Raw genomic sequence first — 21,580 nt, 5'->3', positions numbered from 1 at the left:
GCTTGAAAGGCTCGCCGGAAGGCGACACCGCACTTCATCTCAACTCAGAAAGACAAAGAGCCGCATCCTCCAACCTCCTGGTCGCGAGCCAAAACCCGATAATCTTGTGGAAATGCCGTGCGGCCATCGCTGCCCGACCGGCGTTGAAAAAGACCTTACAGGGCGCTCTCGACGGGCTGCAATACCCCCTCGTCCGCCCCCCCTGAACCAGCCCCGCGCAAGGCCCCCCGCGACCTACCGGCAGCCGGCTCGCAATTGGTTGGGGAACTTAAGATTTTCTTCATGAAGGCGCGTTCGCGGGCGGCCCGAATCTTTTTTTTCCAGCCCCTCGGCAGGGTGCCCAAGAGTCGCCACGATTCCCCAAAGAGAAATGCTTTGCCCACTAAGATCCTGAAAAATATGCGCTTTCCCTGCGCGGCCCCGCGGAGCGAGTCCGCCGTTTCGCGACCCTGAAACGCGGATGAGAGTCAACCCCTTAACGCCGCGGAAAGATTGCGAAATCGCCCTCTCGGCGGGTCAAAACTGATCGCCAAAACGCCGTTGCAAAATTGCAACAAGCCGGCTCGAAGACAACAAAAAAGCCCGGCACGAGGCCGGGCTTTTTTGTTGTCCTGCAGCAAGCTGCGGACTGCAATCAGGAGGCGAGAGCGCCGATCCGATGCGCGAGGCGCGAAACTTTGCGCGAGGCGGTGTTCCTGTGAACGATACCCTTCTGGGCAGCGCGCATGATTTCCGGCTGGGCAGCCTTCAGAGCCTCGGAGGCAGCGCCCTTGTCCCCGGAGGCGATCGCCTCCTCGACCTTGCGCAGGAAGGTGCGCATCCGCGAGCGGCGCGCCTTGTTGACCTCGGTGCGGCGCTCGATCTTGCGCGTCGCCTTCTTGGCCGACGTCGTATTGGCCATCGGTACGTCCTCGTCTTCATCGCGTCCGGCCGCCTGGCATCTTGCCTGGCGGACACCGACCGCTACCGTAGTGGAAATGCGTGAGCGACGACCTGTGCTTTCGCGGGCCGTCGCGAGTGGGAGGCGTATAGTCTCAACCTAGCCCGGCGTCAACGCGGAATCGCGACCACGCTTGCGCTTTTCAGCCGACGGGGGTGAGGAAACGGGCATAGCTCGCCAGATCGACATTGCCGCCGCTGATAATGACGCCGACGCGCTTGCCCTCGACCGGCACGGCGCCGGTGAAGGCAGCGGCAGCGGCGAGGCAGCCGGTCGGCTCGACGACGAGCTTCATCCGCTCGGCAAAGAAGCGCATCGCAGAGACCAAGGCCTCGTCGCTGACGGTGACGATATCCTCGACCAGAGCCTGGATGATCGGGAAGGTGTAGTCGCCGAGGAAGGGCGTCTGGGCCCCGTCGGCAATGGTCTTCGGCACCGCGATCTTCACGATCTTGCCTGAGCGCAGCGATTGCTGACCATCATTGCCGGCCTCGGGCTCGACACCGAAGACGCGGCAGGTCGGGTTGAGCGCCTTTGCCGCCAGCGCGCAGCCGGCGAGCAGCCCGCCACCGCCGAGGCAGACCAGCAGGATGTCGAGCGGGCCGGCATCCTCGATCAGCTCCTTGGCCGCGGTGCCCTGGCCGGCGATGACATCCGGGTGGTCGTAAGGCGGGATCAGCGACAGGCCGCGCGTCTCCGCCAGATCCGCGCCGATGGCGAGCCGATCCTGGGTGTAGCGATCATAGGTGATGATCTCGGCGCCGTAGCCGCGCGTGGCCGCGACCTTCGCGGCTGGCGCATCGAGCGGCATGATGATCGTGGTGGGCACGCCGAGCAGCTTGCCGGCATAGGCGATTGCCTGGGCGTGGTTGCCGGAGGAGTAGGTGACGACGCCAGCGTTCTTCTGCTCAGGCGACAGCGCCGCGATGGCATTGTAGCCGCCGCGGAACTTGAAGGCGCCCATCCGCTGCAGGTTCTCGGGCTTGAAGACGAGATTGGCGCCGGTGCGGGCGTTCGCCGTACGCGAGGTCAGCGCCGGCGTGTGATGGGCGACGCCCCTGATGCGTTCCGCCGCCGTCTCGACATCGGCGTAGCTCGGCAGGACAAGGCCCTCGGGGCTCTTGATGATCATGCTCATGGCAGGTCTCGATTCTTCAGGCGCTAGGCTTCCGGGGTGATCGTCAGCTGTTCTTGAAGTCCGGCTTCCGCTTCTCGGCGAAGGCGGCCATGCCTTCCTTCTGGTCCTGCGTCGCGAAGAGCGAGGAGAACAGGCGGCGCTCGAAGCGCACGCCTTCGGCCAGCGTGACCTCGAAGGCGCGGTTGACCGTCTCCTTGGCCATCAGCACGGATGGCAGAGACTTGGCGGCAATGGCGTCGGCCGCCTTCATCACCTCGGTCATCAGGTCGGCGAGCGGGACGATGCGGGCGACGAGACCGGCGCGCTCGGCCTCGTTCACATCCATCATGCGTCCGGTCAGGCAAAGATCCATCGCCTTGGCCTTGCCGATCGCTCGGGTCAGGCGCTGCGTGCCGCCAGCGCCCGGAATGACGCCGAGGTTTATCTCCGGCTGGCCGAACCTGGCATTGTCTGCGGCGATGATGAAGTCGCACATCATGGCGAGCTCGCAGCCCCCGCCCAGCGCAAAGCCGGCAACGCCGGCGATGATCGGCTTGCGGCGCATGCCGATGCGGTCCCAATCGGCGAATTTGTCGTCGAGATAGGTCTCAGGATACGTCCTCGACTGCATCTCCTTGATGTCGGCGCCGGCGGCGAAGGCCTTCTCCGAGCCGGTCAGGACGATGCAGCCGATGCTCGCATCCTTCTCGAAGCCGTCGAGCGCGACGTTGATCTCGCCGATCAGCTGGCCGTTGAGCGCATTCAGCGCCTGCGGTCGGTTCAGCGTGATGACGCCGACCTTGCCCTTGGTTTCGACGAGGATGGTCTCATAAGCCATGGCGGCCTCCCGGAACTGTCTTCCGGCAGAGCTTTAAAGGGGCGGCGGGCGTCGGTCCATGCGCGCCGGCGCAAGGCCAGCTGCGCCGCAACGAGCTAGCCGCGCCTCGTCGCGCGCGGCTGGCAGCTCTCGCAATAGAAGGTCGAGCGGCCGGACTGAACCAGCCGTTTCACCAGCCCGCCGCAGCCGGGGGCGAGGCACGCCTCGCCCTCGCGGTCATAAACCTTGAAGCGGTGCTGGAAATAGCCGAGCGAGCCGTCGGCATGGGCGAAGTCGCGAAGCGTCGAGCCCCCGGCGGCGACCGCCTCCTCCAGCACCTCACGGATGATCCGCGCCAGATCATGCGCGACGGGGCGCGGGCGACCGGTCGGCGTCGCGATCGATCCAGCTTCGGCCTCCGGATGGAGCCCGGCCCGGAACAGGGCCTCGCAGACATAGATATTGCCGAGTCCCGCCACGAGTCGCTGGTCGAGCAGGGCGGCCTTGAGCGGCGCGAACTTGCCGGCGAAGAGGCGTGCCAGCGTATCGCCCGAGAGTTCGTTGCCGAGCGGCTCGATGCCCATGCCGGCGAAATGCTTCGAGCCGGCGAGCTCCGATCGCGGCACGAGATCCATGAACCCGAAGCGGCGCACGTCATTGTAGGTGACGCGCGCACCCGAGCCGAGATGGAACACGACATGGTCGTGGATCAGGTGCCTGCCGATCTCATTATAGTAGGCGCCCGGCTCGACCGGCGGCGTGCCCGGCGCCTCGACGACGAAGCGCCCGCTCATGCCGAGATGCATGACCAGCGCCTGCCCGTCGTCGAGATCGGCGATCAAGTACTTGGCCCGGCGCGACAGGGCCTCGACGCGCCGACCGGTCAAGCGCTCGACGAAGCGATCGGGCAAGGGGAAGCGGAGATCGGGCCGGTTCTGCTCGACGCGCGCGAAGGTCTCGCCCAGCATAGCCGGCTCCAGCCCACGCCTGACGGTTTCGACCTCGGGAAGTTCGGGCATCCTCAAACTCTCTCGTAAAGCCTGCGTCGAGAGGGCCCGCGACAAGCCCCGCTGGTTTGGCTATTCATCGCCACAGCTGAAGACAAGACAGATTTGCACAAGGCCGGCCCGATCGTGACAGCAGCCTCCGACACCACCCATTTCGGCTTCGAGACCGTGAAGCTGGCCGAGAAGCAGGCCAAGGTCGATGACGTCTTCCATAAGGTCGCAGGCCGCTATGACCTGATGAACGACTTGATGTCGGCAGGCCTGCACCGGGCCTGGAAGAGCGCGCTTCTCACCGCGATCAACCCGGCCAAGGACCGTCCCTTTCACCATCTCGACGTCGCCGGCGGCACGGGCGACGTCGCCTTTTCGGTGCTGGAGGCCGGCGGGCCGCAGACCGACGTCACCGTGCTCGACATCAATGCCGAGATGCTCAGCGTCGGCCGCGACCGAGCCGACAAGCGCTTTCCCGACGATGAGCGCATCCGCTTCGTGCAAGGCAATGCCGAGGAGCTCGGCCTGCCCGACAACAGGTTCGACTGCTACACGATCGCCTTCGGCATCAGGAACGTGCCGCGCATCGACAAGGCGCTGGCCGAGGCCCATCGCGTCCTCAAGCGCGGTGGGCGCTTCCTGTGCCTCGAATTCAGCCATGTCGACGTGCCGCTGCTCGACAAGGTCTATGAGGCCTATTCGTTCAACGTGATCCCGCCGATGGGCCGCCTGGTCACGGGCGAGGCCGAGCCCTACCAGTATCTGGTCGAATCGATCCGCAAATTTCCGCGGCCTCAGGCCTTCGCCCAGATGATCGAGGCCGCCGGCTTCCGTCGGGCGAAGTTCACGCCAATGACGGGCGGGGTCGTGGCGCTGCATTCGGGCTGGAAGCTGTGATGCACAGCGCACCGGCATGATCTCATCGCTCTTCCATCTCGCTCGTTCCGCCCGCACGGGCTTCGTGCTGGCACGCGAGGGCGCGCTGGCGCTGGTCGATCCTTCGGTGCTGCCGCCGCTGGCTCGCGGCATGATCCGGCTCGGGCGGCTGATCGAACGGCGCGGCGCCGGAACCTCGGCGACACGGCTCGCAGCAGCGTTGACGCGGCTGGGGCCGTCCTATGTGAAATTCGGGCAGTTCCTGGCGACCCGACCGGATGTCGTCGGCATGAAGATCGCCGAGGACCTCTCGGCCCTGCAGGACCGGATGCCGCCCTTCCCGATGGCGCAGGCGCGCGCCACGATCGAGGCCGCGCATGGCCAACCGCTCGAGGCGCTGTTCGCGAGCTTCGGCGAGCCCGTCGCCGCGGCCTCGATCGCGCAGGTGCATCGTGCCCGGCTGAAGGACGGACGCGAGGTCGCGGTCAAGATCCTGCGGCCCGGTATCCGCGACCGCTTCCATCGCGATCTCGGGGCGATGCGCTTTGGCGCGGAGCTGGCGGAAAGCCGCTCGGCGGAAGCTCGCCGCCTGCGCTTCACCGGCGTGGTCGAAACCCTGGCGCGCTCGGTGACGATGGAGATGGATCTGCGGCTCGAGGCCGCCGCGCTCTCCGAATTCGCCGAGAACACCAAGGCCGACGCCGATTTCCGCGTGCCGGAGCCCGACTGGCAGTTGACCGCCCGCGAGATGCTGGTCGATGAGTGGATCGACGGCATCCGCCTCTCCGACATAGAGGGCCTGCGGGCCGCCGGCCACGACCTGCCGGCGCTCGGCCGCAACGTCATCCAGTCCTTCCTGAAGCACGCCATCCGCGACGGCTTCTTCCATGCCGACATGCATCCGGGGAACCTGTTCGTCGATGCGCAGGGACGCCTCGTCGCGGTCGATGGCGGCATCATGGGCCGGCTCGGCCTGAAGGAGCGGCGCTTCCTCGCGGAGATCCTGCTCGGCTTCATCACGCGCGACTATCGTCGCGTCGCCGAAGTGCACTTCGAAGCCGGCTATGTACCGGGCCATCACGCGGTCGAGGATTTCGCCCAGGCGATCCGCGCCGTCGGAGAGCCGATCCACGACAAGAGCGCCGACCAGATCTCGATGGCCAAGGTGCTGACCCTGCTCTTCGAGATCACCGGCATGTTCGACATGGTGACCCGCACCGAACTCGTGATGCTGCAGAAGACGATGGTGGTGGTCGAAGGCGTCGCCCGCACGCTCGACCCCCAGCTCGACATGTGGAAGACGGCCGAGCCGGTCGTGCGCGAGTGGATCACCCAGAATCTCGGGCCCCTCGGCCGGCTGCAGGACGCAGGGCGCGGGGCCGGCTCGCTGTTGGGGAGCCTCGCCCGTTTGCCCGAGACGATCGGCCGGGCCGAGCGCGTGCTCGGTCAGCTTGAAGACGCCTCGCGCCAGGGCTTTTCGCTCGACGAACGCAGCGTCGCGGCGATCGGGCGCGCCGAGGCCCAGCGCAACCGCTGGGGCAATTGGGCGCTCTGGGTCATCGCCGCGCTGATCGCCTGGGCGGTGCTGGGGTAAGGCATGCCCATTTCCCTCGGAACCACGCCGTCGTCCCGGGCTTGACCCGGGACCCGTTCCGAAACCTGACCGACTAGCGCTCCGGAATGGATCCCAGATCTCCGTGTCGCTCCGTCCGGGATGACAACCGCTTCTGCCGAAACGAAGCACAGTGTGGGGCTCGTCGCGGCAGGCCTACCCGCAATTCGCCTTGTCGGCCGGCATGTCGGCTCCGACCATCCAGTTGGTGCCGAAGCGGTCGCGCAGCATGCCGAAGCGCGGCGACCAGAAGGTTTCCGCCATCGGCATCTGGACCATCGCGCCCTCCGACAGGCCAGCGAAGATCCGCTCGGCCTCGGCGATTTCGGGCACGTTGACCGAAACGGAGACGCTGCGCATCGGGCCATCGCTTCGGTCGGGCGGCGCATCGGAGGCCATCAGCATCTGGCCCTCGATCTCGAGGCAGGCATGCAGGATCTTGTCCTTCCAGGCCTCCGGAACATGCTCCTCGGCCGGCGTGCCGCGATGATCCATCATCGCCGTCAGCGTGCCGCCAAGCACGGCGTGGTAGAGCGTGAACGCCTCGCGGCAATTGCCCTCGAACATCAGGTAGGTGGATAGCTTCATCGCAATATCCCTCCGCTGGCCGGCGACGGTCAGAGCTTGCGGTAATGGGCGGTCATGAACTCGGTCCAGCCGCCATTCCCGTCGGGCGTATAGGAGGACAGGATGCGGTGGCCGGGTCCGACGATGGTGATGACGTCGCGATAGGGCATGATCGATCCGTCGCCTGTCATGCTGGGCCCCGCGCTGTCGAGCGAAAGCACCTTGCCGCTGTCGTCCAGCGCACCGTCATAAAGCCATTGATGCGTCATCATCGAACCGACGAAGCTGCCGACGAAACGCCCCTTGGCGGGGTCGAAGCCGAGCGTCATCAAGGTCTTGCCGGTCGTGCCGTCGGGCATCTCGCCCTCACCCTCGCCGAGCGTCCAGAGTCCGCCAAGCGAGCGCACCGTTTCCTTGCCCTTCGATTTCTGACGAGGCTGGTCGGGCCCCATCGCGCAGTCCATCTCCGCCGTCCATTCGCCGACCAGCTGCTGCAGCCAGTCGTGTTCCTTCTGCGGCTTTGCGAACATGGGCTTTCCTCTCTGTCGTTATGGATCGTTCGGGTCCTTCAGGCCGGGCGCTCGGCCGCAGCCTTCATCGCAGCGAGCCCGGCTTCGAAATCGCCGCCGACCATCCGGTCCATGTCCATGAAGACATGGATGATCTTGCCCAGGAACGGCGTCGGCCCGGTCATCGTCCAGGTCACATGGGTCGAGGCCGTCGCTCCCTGGCCGCGAGGCTGCAGGATAAAGACGGCGTCGTTATGGGCTTCGAACGGCGCGACGAAATCGAGCTTGAGCGCGACCTTCGCGGGCGCCGCCTCGACGATCTCCATGCTGCCGCGGCCGACATTCTTGTCGCCGTCCCAGGCGTAGCGCGCTCCGACGCCGCTCTCCGCCCCGCTGAAGCTGCGCTTCATGGCCGGATCCTTCTTCTCCCAGGGCGACCAGGCACTCCAGGCCCTGAAGTCGGCGAGCAGAGGATAGATCCGATCCGGCGGCGCATTGATCGCGATCGAACGCTGCACCTGGAAGGTGTCGGGCTTTGTCGCGGCAAGGACCAGCACGATGGCGATCGCCACGACGACGAGCCCGGCGAGGCTGATGAGGGCCGTCTTCAGCATGATGGTGTCCTCGTTCCATGGAGCTCTGGCCGTGCCGGCCCGGAATATTACTTAACTTATCGGTTTAGTATAGGGGCGCCTGCCAGGCAGTCAACCCGGCGGCCGCGTCAGAGGCTGGCAGTTGTCACGCGGCACGGCCCGCGGCTAAAGCTCGACCGAACGAAAGGACGCAGCCGCCGATGACGTTCGAGACCGCCGCCACCCCCGCCGCCGCCATCGACCGGCTCGAGGCGCTCTATGCCCAGGCCCGGACGGCGCTACGCGACGACCTGCAGCGCTTCTTCGAGACCGGCCAGGCGCCGACCGCGGAGGATCGGGCGCGCTATCGCTACCCGCTGCTTCGCGTCACCTACGAGCCCTCCAAGCTGCCGGCCGCGACGCGGCGTGGCTACGCCAAATTCGCCACTCCCGGCGTCTACTCGACAACGGTGACGCAGCCGGCCGAGTTCCGCGCCTATCTACTCGACCAGCTTCAGCCGCTGGTCGAGGAATATGGCGCGACGATCGAGACCGGGGTCAGCCCGCAGGAGATCCCCTATCCCTACGCGCTCGACGGCGGCGACGAACTCGGGCGCGGCAAGGTCACGGCGACCGAACTGGCGCGCCATTTTCCGACACCTCTGCTGTCGCTCGTCGGCGACGAAGTCGCCGACGGCACATTCGACATCGTCGAGGGTGAGCCGCGCCCGCTCTCGCTCTTCGACGCGGTGCGGGTCGATTATTCGCTGCGCCGGCTCGTCCACTACACCGGCACCGACTGGCGCGCGGTGCAGCCCTGGGTGCTGCTGACCAACTACCACCGCTATGTCGACCAGTTCGTGCGGCTGGCGCTGGCGGAGATCGAGGCCGGCACGGCGCTGGCGCTGGTCACGCCGGGCGGGGTTCGGATCGAACGCGACGGCATCGACGTCAGCGCCGCCGAGCGCGTGATGTCGGCGCCCTGGCACCGCTTCCAGATGCCGGCCTACCACCTGATCCGCGAAAACGGCGAGGGCGTCACGCTGGTCAATATCGGCGTCGGCCCCTCCAACGCCAAGAACATCACCGATCATCTCGCGGTGCTGAGACCGAATTGCTGGCTGATGGTCGGCCATTGCGGCGGCCTGCGGCAGACCCAGATCATCGGCGACTATGTGCTCGCCCATGCCTATCTCAGGCAGGACGGCATCCTTGATGACGTGGTTCCGCCCGAGGTGCCGATCCCGGCACTGGCCGAGGTGCAGGTCGCGCTCCAGCAAGCCGCCGCCGAAGTCACCGGCGAGCAGGGCGAGCGCCTGAAGAACCGCCTGCGCACCGGCACCGTGGTGACGCAGGACGACCGCAACTGGGAGCTGCGCTGGACCAAGGAGCGGCGGCGCATCAACCTTTCGCGCGCCATCGCGGTCGACATGGAATCCGGCACTATCGCGGCGCAGGGCTACAGGCTGCGCGTGCCCTATGGCACGCTGCTCTGCGTCTCCGACAAGCCCCTCCATGGCGAGATCAAGCTGCCTGGCGCGGCCAATGCCTTCTATGAGCGCGCCGTCAGCGAGCATCTCAAGATCGGGCTCGCCGCGCTGGAGAAGCTGAAGGAGGCGGGCTCAACGATCCATTCGCGCAAGCTCAGGAGCTTCGACGAGCCGCCGTTCCGGTGAAGCCAAGGGCGCCCCGGGCGCGGCCGCAACGTCAAGCCGCTGCGCCGCCCAAGGGGAAAGGGTTCCCGTGCCCCATGCCCAATGCTACGACACCAGCCGACCAAGGCTAGGAACCGCCGCCATTGCCTCCTTCCCGTTCCATTCTCCTGATCATCGGTGGCGGCATCGCCGCCTATAAGTGCCTGGAGCTGATCCGCCGGCTGAAGGATCGCGGCATCGCCACGCGTGCGATCCTGACCAAGGCGGGCGAGGAATTCGTCACGCCGCTCTCGGTCGGGACGCTGTGCGGCGAGCGCTGCTTCACCGACCTGTTCTCGCTGACCGATGAGGCCGATATCGGCCATATCGCGCTGTCGCGCTCGACCGACCTCCTGGTCGTGGCGCCCGCGACCGCTGACCTGATCGCCAAGATGGCGACCGGCCTCGCCAACGACCTCGCCTCGACGGCGCTGCTCGCCACCGACAAGCGCGTCCTGATCGCGCCCGCGATGAACCCGCGGATGTGGCAGCATCCGGCGACGCGCCGGAACATGGCGCAGCTCGAGAAGGACGGCGTGCTCGTGGTCGGCCCCAATTCCGGCGCCATGGCCGAGCGCGGCGAGAACGGGCCGGGGCGTATGGCGGAGCCGGCGGAGCTGCTGGCCGCGATCGAACTCGCGCTCGCCGGCGAGGCCACGGCGCAGCAGCGGGCCATCGGTTTCCTGGGACGCCTGCCGGGCGGCGCGGCGAACGCATCCGGCCCGCTCGCCGGCCGGCATGTGCTGGTGACCTCGGGCCCGACGCATGAGGCGATCGACCCCGTGCGCTACATCGCCAACCGTTCCTCGGGAAAGCAGGGTCACGCCATCGCCGCAGCGGCTGCGGCCGCCGGAGCGCGCGTGACGCTGGTCTCGGGCCCGGTCAACCTGCCTGATCCGGCCGGTGTCGAGACTGTGCATGTCGAATCGGCACGCGAAATGCTGGCGGCCGTCGAGGCCGCCTTGCCGGCCGCGATCGCGATCTTCACCGCTGCCGTCGCCGATTGGCGCGTGGCGGACGAAGCCCCCGAGAAGCTGAAGAAGGATGGCAGCGCCCTGCCGCCTCTGAGCCTCGTCGAGAACCCCGATATCCTCGCCACCATCGCGCATCGGCAAAGCGGCCGGCCCGATCTCGTCGTCGGCTTTGCCGCCGAGACCGAGAATGTCGTCGCCTATGCGCAGGCGAAGCTGGCCCGGAAGGGCTGCGACCTGATCGTCGCCAACGATGTCGGCGGCACCGGGGTGATGGGCGGCGACGCCAATACCGTGCATCTGGTGACACGCGACGCAGTCGAAAGCTGGCCGACGCTCGCCAAGCAGGAGGTTGCGACCCGTCTCGTCGCGCATATCGCACGGCTTGCCGCGGCGCGAGTCGAGGCGTGAGCGGCGTGGTCAGCATCGCGTTCCTCCGCCTGCCGCATGGCGCCGGGCTGCCGCTGCCGGCCTATGAGAGTGCAGGCGCCGCGGGCATGGACCTGCGCGCCGCGATCAGCGATGGCGAGGCGCTCGAACTGGCGCCGGGGGCACGGACCCTGGTGCCGACCGGCCTCGCCCTGCAGCTGCCTGGAGGTTTCGAAGCGCAGGTCAGGCCGCGCTCCGGACTCGCCGCCAAGCATGGCGTCACCGTGCTGAACGCGCCGGGCACCGTCGACAGCGACTACCGGGGCGAGGTCAAGGTCATCCTGATCAATCATGGCGACACCGCCTTTGCGATCCGCCGAGGCGACCGCATCGCCCAGCTCGTGATCGCGCCCGTCACGCGCGCGATCACGGTCGAAGTCACGGCGCTCGACCAGACCGGGCGCGGGGCGGGCGGCTTCGGCTCGACCGGTATCTCGGATGCGGGCCCCGACGCCGCGACAAGCGCCGTCAAGGGAGCGCTCGCGTGATCCTGCTCTCCCGCCGCAGCCAGCTCGCCATCGCGGCGGTGGTCGACATCGCCCTGCATGCAAGGCCGTCGCCGGTCGCGGCCAAGCTTCTGGCGGCGCGCCACGACTTGCCGCCGCGCCATCTCGAGACGCTGCTTCAGGCGCTGGTCAGGGTCGGAATCCTCAAGGGTGTGCGTGGCCCGCGCGGCGGCTACGAGCTGGCCCGGGAACGGCGCAGGATCACCGCCGGCGATATCGCGCGCGCCGCCATGCAGGAGGCCGCCGAGGATGGGCTCGGGCCGACGCCGCATTCCCGCCTCATCGACGAAGTCGTCGGGCCCGAGGTCCTGCGCGCCTCGCAGGCCTTCCTGGAAGCTCTCGACGGCATCACGGTCGAGGAGCTCTGCCAGCGCGCCCAAGACGAGGCCGTGTTCGGCGCCGCGCGCGCGGACGTCGATTTCACGATATGAAATGTGATTTGTTTCAATTCATCGACACGTCATGTGAATTGAGCTAGCCTGCCTGCCCAATCGACGGTTTGAAACCGAAGCGTCAAGGAGCATTTCATGACCGAGGCAGCGCGCAAGCTCGATACCGAACCGGTGAAGACGCCCGGCCGGGGCCGGATCTACGAATCGATCACGGACACGATCGGCGATACGCCTCTCGTCAAACTCAACCGCCTGCCCGCCGAGCGCGGCGTCAAGGCGACGATCCTGGCCAAGCTCGAATTCTTCAACCCGATCTCCAGCGTCAAGGACCGGATCGGCGTCAACATGATCGACGCGCTGGAAGCCTCGGGCGCCCTGAAGCCGGGCGGCACGCTGATCGAGCCGACCTCGGGCAACACCGGCATCGCCCTCGCATTCGTGGCGGCCGCTCGCGGCTACCGCCTGATCCTGGTCATGCCGGAGACGATGTCGCTGGAGCGCCGCAAGATGCTGGCGCTGCTCGGCGCCGAACTCGTGCTGACGCCCGGCCCCGGCGGCATGCGCGGAGCCGTCGCCAAGGCCGAGGAGCTGAAGAACGAGATCGCCGGCGCGATCATCCCGCAGCAGTTCGAGAATCCGCACAATCCCGAGATCCACCGCAAGACCACGGCTGAGGAGATCTGGAATGATACCGACGGCAAGGTCGACATCTTCATCGCGGGCGTCGGCACCGGCGGCACGATCACCGGCGTCGGCCAGGTCCTGAAGGCCAGGAAGCCGGGCGTGAAGATCATCGCGGTCGAGCCGGAGGATTCGCCGGTGCTGTCCGGCGGCGCGCCCGGCCCGCACAAGATCCAGGGCATCGGAGCCGGCTTCGTGCCGGGCATCCTCGACCGCTCGGTGATCGACGAGGTCGTCACCGTCGGCAACCAGACCTCCTTCGAGACCTCGCGGGCGCTGGCGAAGAAGGAGGGCATCCCCGCCGGCATCTCGTCGGGCGCGGCCATCGCTGCAGCCCTGGAGGTCGGCGCGCGCCCCGAGAACGCCGGCAAGACGATCGTGGTGATCATCCCCTCCTTCGCCGAGCGCTACATCTCCAGCGCCCTGTTCGAAGGGCTGTGACGGAGCCATTGCCCCAGCTCTGCCGCGTTCTCGACGATCCGCCGGAGGGTTTCGAAACCCTTCGGCGGGAGGCGGCAGCGGAGGGTTACGACTTTCTCGATCGACTGGCCGACGAGATCGCGCAGGGACGCTATTCCGGAGGCGCGGAGCTGCCGATGATGCTAGCCGCTTTTCGCGGCGGCGGGTTGGTCGCGCTGGGCGGGCTGACGGCCGATCCTTACGACTCCGCGCCTGATCTCGCCCGCATCCGCCATGTCTATGTCCGGCAGGCGGTGCGCCGGTCGGGCATCGGGCGCATCCTGGCGACGGCCTTGATCCAGCAGGGTTTCGCGATTGCCGGCCGCCTCTCCCTGCGCGCAGCGGATGCCGGCGCGGCCAGCTTCTGGGAAGCGCAAGGCTTCGTCCGCGAGATCGACAGCGCGGCGCGCACGCATCTGCTCATGCGGAGCGACGAGCCCTGAGAGCGTGCTTCGTTTCGATGGAAGCGCGGGTCAATCCCGGGCTTCCCGAGAAAGATCAGCCTGCTCCCGAACCGCCGCCGGCTTCAGTCCCGCTTGGGAAAGATCAGCGTGACGCAGGTGCCGGGACGGCTCGCGGATGCATCGAGCGGGGCTGATGTCATCGTCGCCTGCATGCTTCGGAGCAGGCTCGCGATCACCGTCTGCCCGAGGCCCTTGGTCTCGATCTCGGCGGGCATGCCAACACCGTCATCTTCCACCGACAAGGCCAGTGCGGGTTCTCCGTCCTGAACCGTCTCGGCGAAACGGATGACGATCTTGCCCGCGATCCCGTTGGGGAACGCGTGCTTGATCGCGTTCGTCACCAGCTCGTTGACGATGACCACGAAGGACACCGCATCACGCCCGGGCAGGCGGATCGCGTCCATCGCGAGCGCGACCTCGATCGGTCGGCCCTCGGCGGCCTTGCCGATCTCGGCCAGCAGATCCTCCATATAGGGCCTTGCATCGATCTCGTCGGTGTCGAGGTCCAGCCGCAGACGACGCTGGCCTGCGGCGATGGCCTGGATGCGCGACTGCGCCTGCTGGAGCGCAGTCCGCACCGCCGGCTCGCGGCTCTGGCGGCTCTGGACGTTGAGCAGCGCGGAGACCATGGCGAGGTTGTTGCCGACGCGGTGATTGACGTCGCGAAGCAGGGCCTCGATGCGCAGGCGCTCATTCTCGAGCTCCTGCGTCCGCTCGCCGACGATCTGTTCGAGTTCGGCATTGCTCTCCGCCAGCGAGATGCTGCGGCGCTGACGGGTGCGCAATTGCTGCCGCGCGGCGAAGGCGAGACCCGCCAACGCCACGACGATGCCGATGCTCGCCCACAGCCGGCGGCGCTCCTCATTGCGGTTCAGCGAGACGAGGCGGATGTTCTCGGCCAGCTGGACCTGCTGGATGCCGTCGCGCAACGCATCCATGGCGCCAATGCCCCTGCCGTCGCGCATCACGGCGAGCGCCGCGTCCTTGCGACCGTCACGGGCGAGCCCGACCGTCGCATCGAGTTCCTCGAGCTTGCGCTCGACATGCTCGCGCAGGTCGGCGACGCGCTTTTTCTGCACCGGGTCGTGCTCGACGAGCCGTTCGAGCGTCTCCAGTGCTGGAATGACGGCGCTGCGCCCGTTCGTGAAGGGGACGAGATAGCTCGCGGTACCTGTGAGCATGTAGCCGCGCTGCCCCGTCTCGGCATCGCGCAGATGACCCAGGAAGCGCTCGGCGCTCTCGCGAATGGCAATGGCACGGGAGACGCGCTCGGCGGTGTTCTGGGCCTGGAGATTGATCCACGCCGCCAGCAGCACCGACACCGCGACGACAGCGATCGCGATGACCGTGACCGTCGCCGAACGCAGGCGCGCCCGGAGGGCGGGGATCATCGGGATCAGAAAGCGCGAGCGGGGCCTCACCTGAACTGCCATGGCTACCCTGTTACAGGACGGCAGCCATAATCCCTATGTTAAATGACAGGCAGCGACGATTTGGGCCTGGCCAAGGCCAGCCCGGCAGGCGCTCGCGCCCGCTCATGCCTCGTCCTCGTCGTCAGCATCGCTGCCGCTGAAGAACTGCCGCCCGAGGAGCGCGCCGAGCAGGACGACGCCCCCGAGAGCCGCATAGCGCCAGCCTTTTCGTGATCCGAGGCCCGCACCCACGAGCTTGGCGGCGATCGGTGCGGCGATCGGAGCCGCTGCCAGCGCGGTCGTCGCCAGTGGGCGGGGTGGGCGCCGCTTGTTCTTGACGTAGAGCCCGATGCCGAAGGCCAGAAGCCCGGCGACCAGCAGCCCTCCGGCGATGAACAGGCTCGCCTCGGCCGCGCCGTAGCGCAGCGCCAGGACCGTGTGCAACGCATTCAGCGCATAGCCGCCGGCACACAATACCAGCAGAGCCGCGAGCCCGAACAAGGCATAGACAGTGACGTTCCGCCTGACTGCTCCGGAAATCTCCGATGCGAGAAACGCTCCGATTCCCCCCAGCATCGGATCAGCGCGCCGACAGGAAGCCGACGAAGAGGCCGACGGCAGCCGCCAGCCCCAGCGCCCGCAGCGGGCGCTCGCGGATTTCCTCCTCGATCAGGCGCTGGAGGTCGGTGGCCTGCTCCTTGGCGACATCGACCATGCGGTCGGTATCGACGCCGACCGAGCGCAGGCGTTCGCTGACGGTCGCGACCAGATCGTCAGCCCCCCGCGCGAGGCTGGCCTCGATCTCGTCCACCTCGCGCCTGGCGCGGCTTGCGGTCTTGCGCGCCTCGGCGGCAATCTCCTCGCCGCCGGCGACGGCCTCGTCCTTGGCGCGCTTGACGGCAGCCGCAGCCTGACGCTTGGCGGAAGTGGTGGTGGTGGCCATGTCGCTTGTCCCATCCTCTGCGTAGATCGATGTCGGTTGAACGGATCCCAAAAACGTTGCCCCGCCGGACGAAGTAAAAGGCCGGCCGAGCCTTACCGGCCAACGCGCGCCGCCGACATGGGTTCCCTCCAAGGTTCAGGCTGCTTTCGCCTCAACCTGTTCGAGACCTTGCTCCTCGGCCTGCGCCGCGCGATAGCGGGCGAATTCCTCCTGCGCCACCATGGCGACGAGCAGGATCGGAGTCGAGAGCACCGCACCGACCGGCCCCCAGAGCCAGAGCCAGAAGATGAAGCCGATGAAGACCAGGAAGGGCGAGACCGTCAGGCTCCTGCCCACGAAGACCGGCGTCACCGCATTGCCCTCGATCAGGTGCAGCACGAAATAGGCCGCGGCCGGCCAGATCGCCGTCACCAGGAAGGGCGCATCGATCAGCGCCGCCAGGAAGAGCATCACCGTGACGATGATCGGCCCGATGAAGGCGAGGTAGTTCAGCAGGAAGGCGAGCGCGCCCCAGAAGAGCGGGAAGGGCAGGCCGGCCAGCCAGGCGATCGTCAGCGTCAGGACGCCCATGCCGAGGTTGATCAGAGTCACCAGGCCAAAATAGCGCGCCACCCGCGTTTCGATCTCCTGGAAGAAGGATCCTGCCGATTTCCGCGCGCCGCGACCGAGGCAAAGCCGCAAGGCGCGAGCCTTGAGGTGGCGGCGCGTCGCCAGCCAGAAATAGACCGTCGCGACGAAGATCAGGAGGCCGCCGGCAGCGGTCGATGAGGTCATCGCGATGTCGACAAGCGGATTGCCCTGGGAAACGCTGAGCTCGGCGCCACTCTTGCCCATCATCGCGCCGATCGCCTGCTTGGCTTCGTCCAGGACGACGAAGATACCTGCGAGCTTGGCCTTGGCAGCCGTCATCATTCCGGGAGCCTGGTCGCTCCAGCCGGCCACGGGCACAGCCAGAACGGTGATCGCAGCCAGGATCATGCCGAGAAAAAGCAGCACGATGATCGCAGCCGCGAGATGCTGCGGCACGTTGCGACGCACGAGCCAGTCGACGGCCGGGCCCAGCACGAGCCCGAAGATGACTCCGGCCGTGATCGGCAACGCGATCACCTTGGTCAGGTAGAGCGTCGCGGTCGCGAGGATGACGAAGATGCCGATGATCGCATAGCGGACGATGAGGTCATGTTCGCGGGGCGTGATATCGGCGCCGGCCTCCTCGACCTCAGGTTCCGCCATATAGCGCGGAAAAGGCTTCCAGGCGGATGAATTGAGCATGGCCTTGGTTCCAACGCGCGCGCACCGCGCCCCCCGGCGCGTCCACAACGACAACGTTGGGCTATCGGCGAAGGTTCCGTCGCGGGCAGCCTCCGCTCAATGCGCCTCGTCCCAGTTTCCGGCCGCGCGGGCCTCGACCGCCAACGGCACCCTGAGCTGAACCGCCGGATGCGGCGCCTCGACCATGACCTTCTCGATCACCGGCAGGGCCGCCTCGACCTGATCGTCAGGCACCTCGAACACCAGCTCGTCATGGACCTGCAGCAGCATCCGGACATCAAGCCGCGCCGCCGCCAGCGCATCCTCCATCCGGATCATGGCGCGCCGGATGATGTCGGCGGCCGAACCCTGGATCGGCGCGTTGATCGCCTGACGCTCGACGAAGGCGCGCTCGGACGGATTCTTAGAGGCCACCGCCGGGAAATGGCAGATGCGCCCGAAGATCGTTTCGACATGACCGTTGGCGCGCACGAAGGTCTTGGTCTGGTCCATGTAGTCGCGGATGCCGGGGAAGCGCTCGAAATATTTGCGGATATAGGCGCTGGCTTCCTCGCGACCGATGCCGAGCTGGTTCGCCAGGCCGAAGGCCGAGATGCCGTAGATGATGCCGAAATTGATCGCCTTGGCGCGACGGCGGACCTCGCTCGGCATGCCCTGCACGGGAACGCCGAACATCTCGGAGGCCGTCATCGCATGGATGTCGATACCGTCGGCGAAGGCCTGCCGGAGCTGCGGAATTTCAGCGATATGGGCAAGGAGCCGCAGCTCGATCTGGCTGTAGTCGGCCGAAACCAGCTTGTAGCCCGGCTCGGGGATGAAGGCCGTCCTGATCTTGCGCCCTGCCTCGGTCCGGATCGGGATGTTCTGCAGGTTCGGTTCCGATGACGAGAGCCGGCCCGTCGTCGTCGCCGCCAGCGCATAGGACGTGTGAACCCGGCTGGTCTGCGGGTTCACATAGGCCGGCAGCGAGTCGGTGTAGGTCGATTTGAGCTTGGCGAGCTGACGCCAGTCGAGGATCTTCGAAGGCAGCGGATGGCCCTTCTCCGCCAGCTCCTCGAGCACGCCGGCGCCGGTCGCCCATTGCCCAGTCGCTGTCTTCTTGGCGCCTTCGAGGCCCATCTTGCCGAACAGGATGTCGCCGAGCTGCTTGGGGCTGCCGATGGTGAATTTCTCGCCGGCAAGCTCGTAGATCTCGTCCTCGAGCCGCGCCAGTGACTGGGCGAACTCGCCCGAGAGCCGCGACAGGATCTGCCGGTCGATGGCGATGCCGCGCGCCTCCATGCGGGCGAGGACGCCGACCAGCGGACGCTCCAGCGTCTCGTAGACCGTGGTGCGGCCCTCAGCCGCCAGGCGCGGCTTCAGGACCTGCCAGAGCCGCAAGGTCACGTCGGCATCCTCGGCAGCGTAGTCCGTCGCCTTGTCGAGCGCGACCTTGTCAAAGGTGACCTGCGCCTTGCCGGTGCCGGCGACCTGCCCGAAGGTGATCGTCTCATGGCCGAGATGCAGCTCGGAGAGCTTGTCCATGCCATGGCTGTTGCTGCCGGCATCGAGCGCGTAGGAGACCAGCATGGTGTCGTCGATCGGCGCGACCTCGATGCCGTAGCGCTTCAGCAGGACGAGATCGTATTTGAGGTTCTGGCCGATCTTCAGCACGCCGGGGTCGGCGAGCAGGGGCTTCAGTGCCGCCAGCGCCTCGGCCAGCGGGACCTGGCCCTCGACCATGCCGCCGCCGAAGAGATCGCTGCCGCCGCGATGCTGCAGAGGGATGTAGCAGGCCCGGCCCGGCGCGACCGCCATCGAGATGCCGACGAGATCGGCCTGCATCGGGTCAATGGCGCTGGTCTCGGTGTCGATCGCGAGCTGACCGGCCTCGTAGGCCCAGCCGATCCAGCGCTTGAGCGCATCGAGATCGCGGACGCATTCATAGGCCGTGAGGTCGATCTTCTGGCCGAGCGCCGCGTTCTTGCGGCTGGCAGCGAGATCGGCCGGCTTCAGCCAGCCGTCGCCATTGGCCGCCGCCGCAACCGGCTGCGTGACAGGCGCACTCGCCGCTTCCGAGAGTGCTGCGGGCGCGTCGCTGGCATCAGCGCCGGCATAGAGCGCCTTGAGCTCGGCCGCGCGGCTGCCGCCCGGTGCCAAAGCCTCGTCGGGATCGATCGCCGCGACATCGGCCTCATAGGCCTCAGCCACGCGCTTGGTGATGGTGGTGAACTCCATCGCCTTGAGGAAGGCGATCAGCCGGGCCGGGTCGGGCTGGCCGAGCGTCAGATCCGCGAGCGGCGTCTCGACCTTCACATCATCGACCAGCGTGACGAGCTTGTGCGAGATCCGGACCTTCTCAACGACCTCGGGATTGGTCAGCGTCTCGCGGCGCTTGGGCTGCTTGATCTCGCCGGCACGTGCCAGCAGCGTTTCGAGATCGCCATATTCACCGATGAGCTGGGCCGCGGTCTTGATGCCGATGCCGGGAGCGCCCGGCACATTGTCGGTCGCGTCGCCAGCCAGTGCCTGCACGTCGGTGACCTTGTCCGGCGTCACACCGAAATACTCGACGACCTCGGGCTCGCCGATACGGCGCTCGGCCCGGAAGCCCGCGCCCTTCTTCTGGTCGCCGGATGCCGGGTCGTACATGGCGACGCCCGGCCGCACGAGCTGCATCAGGTCCTTGTCCGCCGAGACGATCAACACCTCGGCGCCGGCCTCGCGGGCCTGCTTCGCATAGGTCGCGATCAGGTCGTCGGCCTCGTAGACATCCTGCTCGACCGGCAGGAGCCCGAAGGCCCTGACCGCCTCGCGCATCAGCGGGAATTGCGGGATGAGATCGGGCGGCGGATCGGAGCGGTTGCCCTTGTAGGCCGGGTAGATCGCCTTGCGGAACGAGTTCTCCGACTTGTCGAAGACGATCGCCAGATGCGTCGGCCTGACCCCGAGCACGCCGTCGCGCACGAATTGGAACAGCTTGGTCGCGAACAGCCGGACGGCGCCCGAAGGCAAACCGTCCGAGCGGGCGTTGTATTTCCGGTCCTGGTTGATCGACTGGAAATAGGCCCGGAAGATGAAGTTCGAGCCGTCGACCAGAAAGAGATGGTCGCCGGGCTTCAGGGCGGGGGCTGCGGTCTTCTGGGCTGTCTCGCTCATGGCGCGGACCATAAGCGGGCCGCGCAAAGCGGTCCATCGGGTGAATGCCGCGATTCGTAAGAAGCTGTCAGGATCGAACAGGCGTCATGCTCGGGCCAGACCCGGGCATCTCGGAACAAGGAGGCTTGGAGGCCTCCTCCGGCAGGAGATTCCCGGGCCCGCGCCATGCGCGGCCCGAGACTGACGCCACCCCTACTTCGTGACCCGGTCGATCTCAGCCAACTCCTCGGCCGTCAGCGCCCATTCGGCCGCCTTGACGTTGGCGGCGATCTGCTCGGGCTTGGTGGCGCCGGCGATGACGCTGGAGACGACCGGCTGGGCGGCGAGCCAGGAGAAGGCCAGTTCCACCAGCGTCTTGCCGCGCGCCGCGCAGAATGCCTCCAGCGCCTCGATCTTCGTCCAATTCTCGTCGCTGAAGATCTGGCCGGCGCGTTCCGGCAGCTTCGTCAGGCGCGCGCCGTCCGGCATCGGGGCGTTGCGCTTGTACTTTCCGGTGAGCGCACCGTTGGCGAGCGGGAAATAGGGCAGGAGACCCATGCCGAAATGGCCGATGGCCGGGATCAGGTCCGCTTCCGCACCGCGCTTGAGCAGGCTGTATTCGTCCTGCGCCGAGGCGAAACCGCCGATCCCGAGGTCGCGTGCAGTCCATTGCGCATCAGCAATCTGCCAGCCCGGCATGTTGGAGCAGCCGATATAGCGGACCTTGCCCTGCCGAACGAGATCCTCGAGCGCGCGCAGGGTCTCGTCGATCGGGGTCAGCCGGTCGGGCTTGTGAAACTGGTAAAGGTCGATCCAGTCGGTCTTGAGCCGGGTCAGCGATTCCTCGACCGCGCCCATGATGTAGCGGCGCGAGCCGCCCTCGCCGCCATGGAACATCTTCATGCCGAACTTCGAGGCGAGCACGATGTCCTTGCGGCGGGCGCCGAGAAACCGGCCCAGCGCCGTCTCGGAACCGCCCTTCTCGCCATAGATGTCGGCCGTGTCGAACAGGGTGATGCCGTGCTCGATCGCGGCATCGATGACCTTGGCGGCGGCCTCGTCATCGATGCGGCCGCCGAAATTGTTGCAGCCGAGGCCGACGAGCGAAACGCGCAGGCCCGAGCGGCCGAGATTGCGGAACTGCATGGATGTGGTCCTTCTGCGGAAGGGCCACACAGGATCAGAGCCGCCGCCCCGCCGCAACCACGATGCGCGGCGGTCGAAGCTGCGCC

General features: G+C 67.1%; 21 protein-coding genes. 8 read left to right on the top strand and 13 right to left on the bottom strand.

What is annotated here, in order from left to right; genetic code table 11:
* Positions 1-634: 634 nt before the first annotated feature.
* From rpsT to mutM, 4 genes are all read right to left on the bottom strand, one after another.
* A complete protein-coding gene (gene rpsT / locus VGN82_RS06570; protein WP_327526198.1) occupies positions 635-901 on the bottom strand; it encodes a 30S ribosomal protein S20 in 267 nt (88 codons plus the stop codon).
* Between the two features lie 181 nt (positions 902-1,082).
* Entirely contained in the window at positions 1,083-2,072 is a 990-nt protein-coding gene (locus VGN82_RS06565; RefSeq protein ID WP_414644227.1) for a threo-3-hydroxy-L-aspartate ammonia-lyase, read from the bottom strand.
* 49 nt (positions 2,073-2,121) lie between these two features.
* A complete protein-coding gene (locus VGN82_RS06560) occupies positions 2,122-2,895 on the bottom strand; it encodes an enoyl-CoA hydratase (RefSeq protein ID WP_327526196.1) in 774 nt (257 codons plus the stop codon).
* 95 nt (positions 2,896-2,990) lie between these two features.
* On the bottom strand, positions 2,991-3,893 hold the full coding sequence (mutM, locus tag VGN82_RS06555; protein WP_327526195.1) for a bifunctional DNA-formamidopyrimidine glycosylase/DNA-(apurinic or apyrimidinic site) lyase: 903 nt from the start codon (positions 3,891-3,893) through the stop codon (positions 2,991-2,993).
* 114 nt (positions 3,894-4,007) lie between these two features.
* On the opposite strand from mutM, the gene ubiE reads away from it, so the two are divergent.
* A complete protein-coding gene (gene ubiE / locus VGN82_RS06550; RefSeq protein WP_327526194.1) occupies positions 4,008-4,769 on the top strand; it encodes a bifunctional demethylmenaquinone methyltransferase/2-methoxy-6-polyprenyl-1,4-benzoquinol methylase UbiE in 762 nt (253 codons plus the stop codon).
* Between the two features lie 16 nt (positions 4,770-4,785).
* The gene (gene ubiB, locus VGN82_RS06545; protein WP_327526193.1) at positions 4,786-6,342 is read left to right on the top strand and encodes a 2-polyprenylphenol 6-hydroxylase; all 1,557 of its coding nucleotides are present in this window, start codon (positions 4,786-4,788) and stop codon (positions 6,340-6,342) included.
* A gap of 174 nt (positions 6,343-6,516) precedes the next feature.
* On the opposite strand, the gene VGN82_RS06540 is transcribed toward ubiB, so the two are convergent.
* From VGN82_RS06540 to VGN82_RS06530, 3 genes are read right to left on the bottom strand one after another with little or no spacing between them, the layout of a single operon-like run.
* Positions 6,517-6,948, bottom strand: a complete 432-nt coding sequence (locus VGN82_RS06540) for a VOC family protein (RefSeq protein ID WP_327526192.1) — start codon at positions 6,946-6,948, stop codon at positions 6,517-6,519.
* Between the two features lie 29 nt (positions 6,949-6,977).
* Positions 6,978-7,457 carry a DUF1579 domain-containing protein gene (locus VGN82_RS06535; protein ID WP_327526191.1) on the bottom strand — a complete coding sequence of 160 codons (480 nt, stop codon included), beginning with the start codon at positions 7,455-7,457 and terminating at the stop codon, positions 6,978-6,980.
* Positions 7,458-7,495: 38 nt separating this feature from the next.
* Complete coding sequence (locus VGN82_RS06530) at positions 7,496-8,050, bottom strand: SRPBCC family protein (RefSeq protein ID WP_327526190.1); 555 nt, start codon at positions 8,048-8,050, stop codon at positions 7,496-7,498.
* 179 nt (positions 8,051-8,229) lie between these two features.
* On the opposite strand from VGN82_RS06530, the gene VGN82_RS06525 reads away from it, so the two are divergent.
* The 6 genes from VGN82_RS06525 to VGN82_RS06500 all read left to right on the top strand — a co-directional run bounded on the left by VGN82_RS06525 (position 8,230) and on the right by VGN82_RS06500 (position 13,583).
* Positions 8,230-9,684, top strand: a complete 1,455-nt coding sequence (locus tag VGN82_RS06525) for an AMP nucleosidase (protein WP_327526189.1) — start codon at positions 8,230-8,232, stop codon at positions 9,682-9,684.
* A gap of 122 nt (positions 9,685-9,806) precedes the next feature.
* Positions 9,807-11,084: a phosphopantothenoylcysteine decarboxylase domain-containing protein gene (locus VGN82_RS06520; protein ID WP_327526188.1), complete on the top strand. Its 1,278-nt coding sequence runs from the start codon at positions 9,807-9,809 to the stop codon at positions 11,082-11,084.
* A complete protein-coding gene (gene dut, locus VGN82_RS06515) occupies positions 11,081-11,590 on the top strand; it encodes a dUTP diphosphatase (RefSeq protein WP_327526187.1) in 510 nt (169 codons plus the stop codon). The genes VGN82_RS06520 and dut overlap by 4 nt, the downstream gene beginning before the upstream one ends.
* On the top strand, positions 11,587-12,039 hold the full coding sequence (locus VGN82_RS06510) for an RrF2 family transcriptional regulator (protein ID WP_327526186.1): 453 nt from the start codon (positions 11,587-11,589) through the stop codon (positions 12,037-12,039). The genes dut and VGN82_RS06510 overlap by 4 nt, the downstream gene beginning before the upstream one ends.
* Positions 12,040-12,135: 96 nt before the next feature.
* Positions 12,136-13,122 (top strand): cysteine synthase A, encoded by a 987-nt coding sequence (gene cysK / locus VGN82_RS06505; protein ID WP_327526185.1) that lies wholly within the window; start codon positions 12,136-12,138, stop codon positions 13,120-13,122.
* On the top strand, positions 13,119-13,583 hold the full coding sequence (locus tag VGN82_RS06500) for a GNAT family N-acetyltransferase (protein WP_327526184.1): 465 nt from the start codon (positions 13,119-13,121) through the stop codon (positions 13,581-13,583). Before cysK ends, VGN82_RS06500 begins: the two co-directional genes overlap by 4 nt.
* 83 nt (positions 13,584-13,666) lie before the next feature.
* Here VGN82_RS06500 and VGN82_RS06495 read toward each other — a convergent pair whose 3' ends face one another.
* From VGN82_RS06495 to VGN82_RS06470, 6 genes are all read right to left on the bottom strand, one after another.
* On the bottom strand, positions 13,667-15,037 hold the full coding sequence (locus VGN82_RS06495; RefSeq protein WP_327526183.1) for a sensor histidine kinase: 1,371 nt from the start codon (positions 15,035-15,037) through the stop codon (positions 13,667-13,669).
* Positions 15,038-15,139: 102 nt separating this feature from the next.
* Positions 15,140-15,592, bottom strand: a complete 453-nt coding sequence (locus VGN82_RS06490; RefSeq protein WP_327526182.1) for a hypothetical protein — start codon at positions 15,590-15,592, stop codon at positions 15,140-15,142.
* Positions 15,593-15,596: 4 nt separating this feature from the next.
* Positions 15,597-15,959, bottom strand: a complete 363-nt coding sequence (locus VGN82_RS06485) for a DUF883 C-terminal domain-containing protein (RefSeq protein WP_327526181.1) — start codon at positions 15,957-15,959, stop codon at positions 15,597-15,599.
* 135 nt (positions 15,960-16,094) lie between these two features.
* Complete coding sequence (locus VGN82_RS06480) at positions 16,095-17,231, bottom strand: AI-2E family transporter (RefSeq protein ID WP_327526180.1); 1,137 nt, start codon at positions 17,229-17,231, stop codon at positions 16,095-16,097.
* A 96-nt stretch (positions 17,232-17,327) separates the two neighbouring features.
* Entirely contained in the window at positions 17,328-20,369 is a 3,042-nt protein-coding gene (polA, locus tag VGN82_RS06475) for a DNA polymerase I (protein ID WP_327526179.1), read from the bottom strand.
* Positions 20,370-20,561: 192 nt separating this feature from the next.
* Positions 20,562-21,494, bottom strand: coding sequence for an aldo/keto reductase (locus VGN82_RS06470; protein WP_327526178.1), 933 nt, complete (start codon positions 21,492-21,494; stop codon positions 20,562-20,564).
* Positions 21,495-21,580 lie beyond the last annotated feature (86 nt).

This window comes from Allobosea sp. (assembly GCF_035999205.1).
GTDB lineage: Bacteria > Pseudomonadota > Alphaproteobacteria > Rhizobiales > Beijerinckiaceae > Allobosea.
Note: the sequence above shows the minus strand (reverse complement) of the source record. Positions and strands in the feature narration are given on the sequence as shown.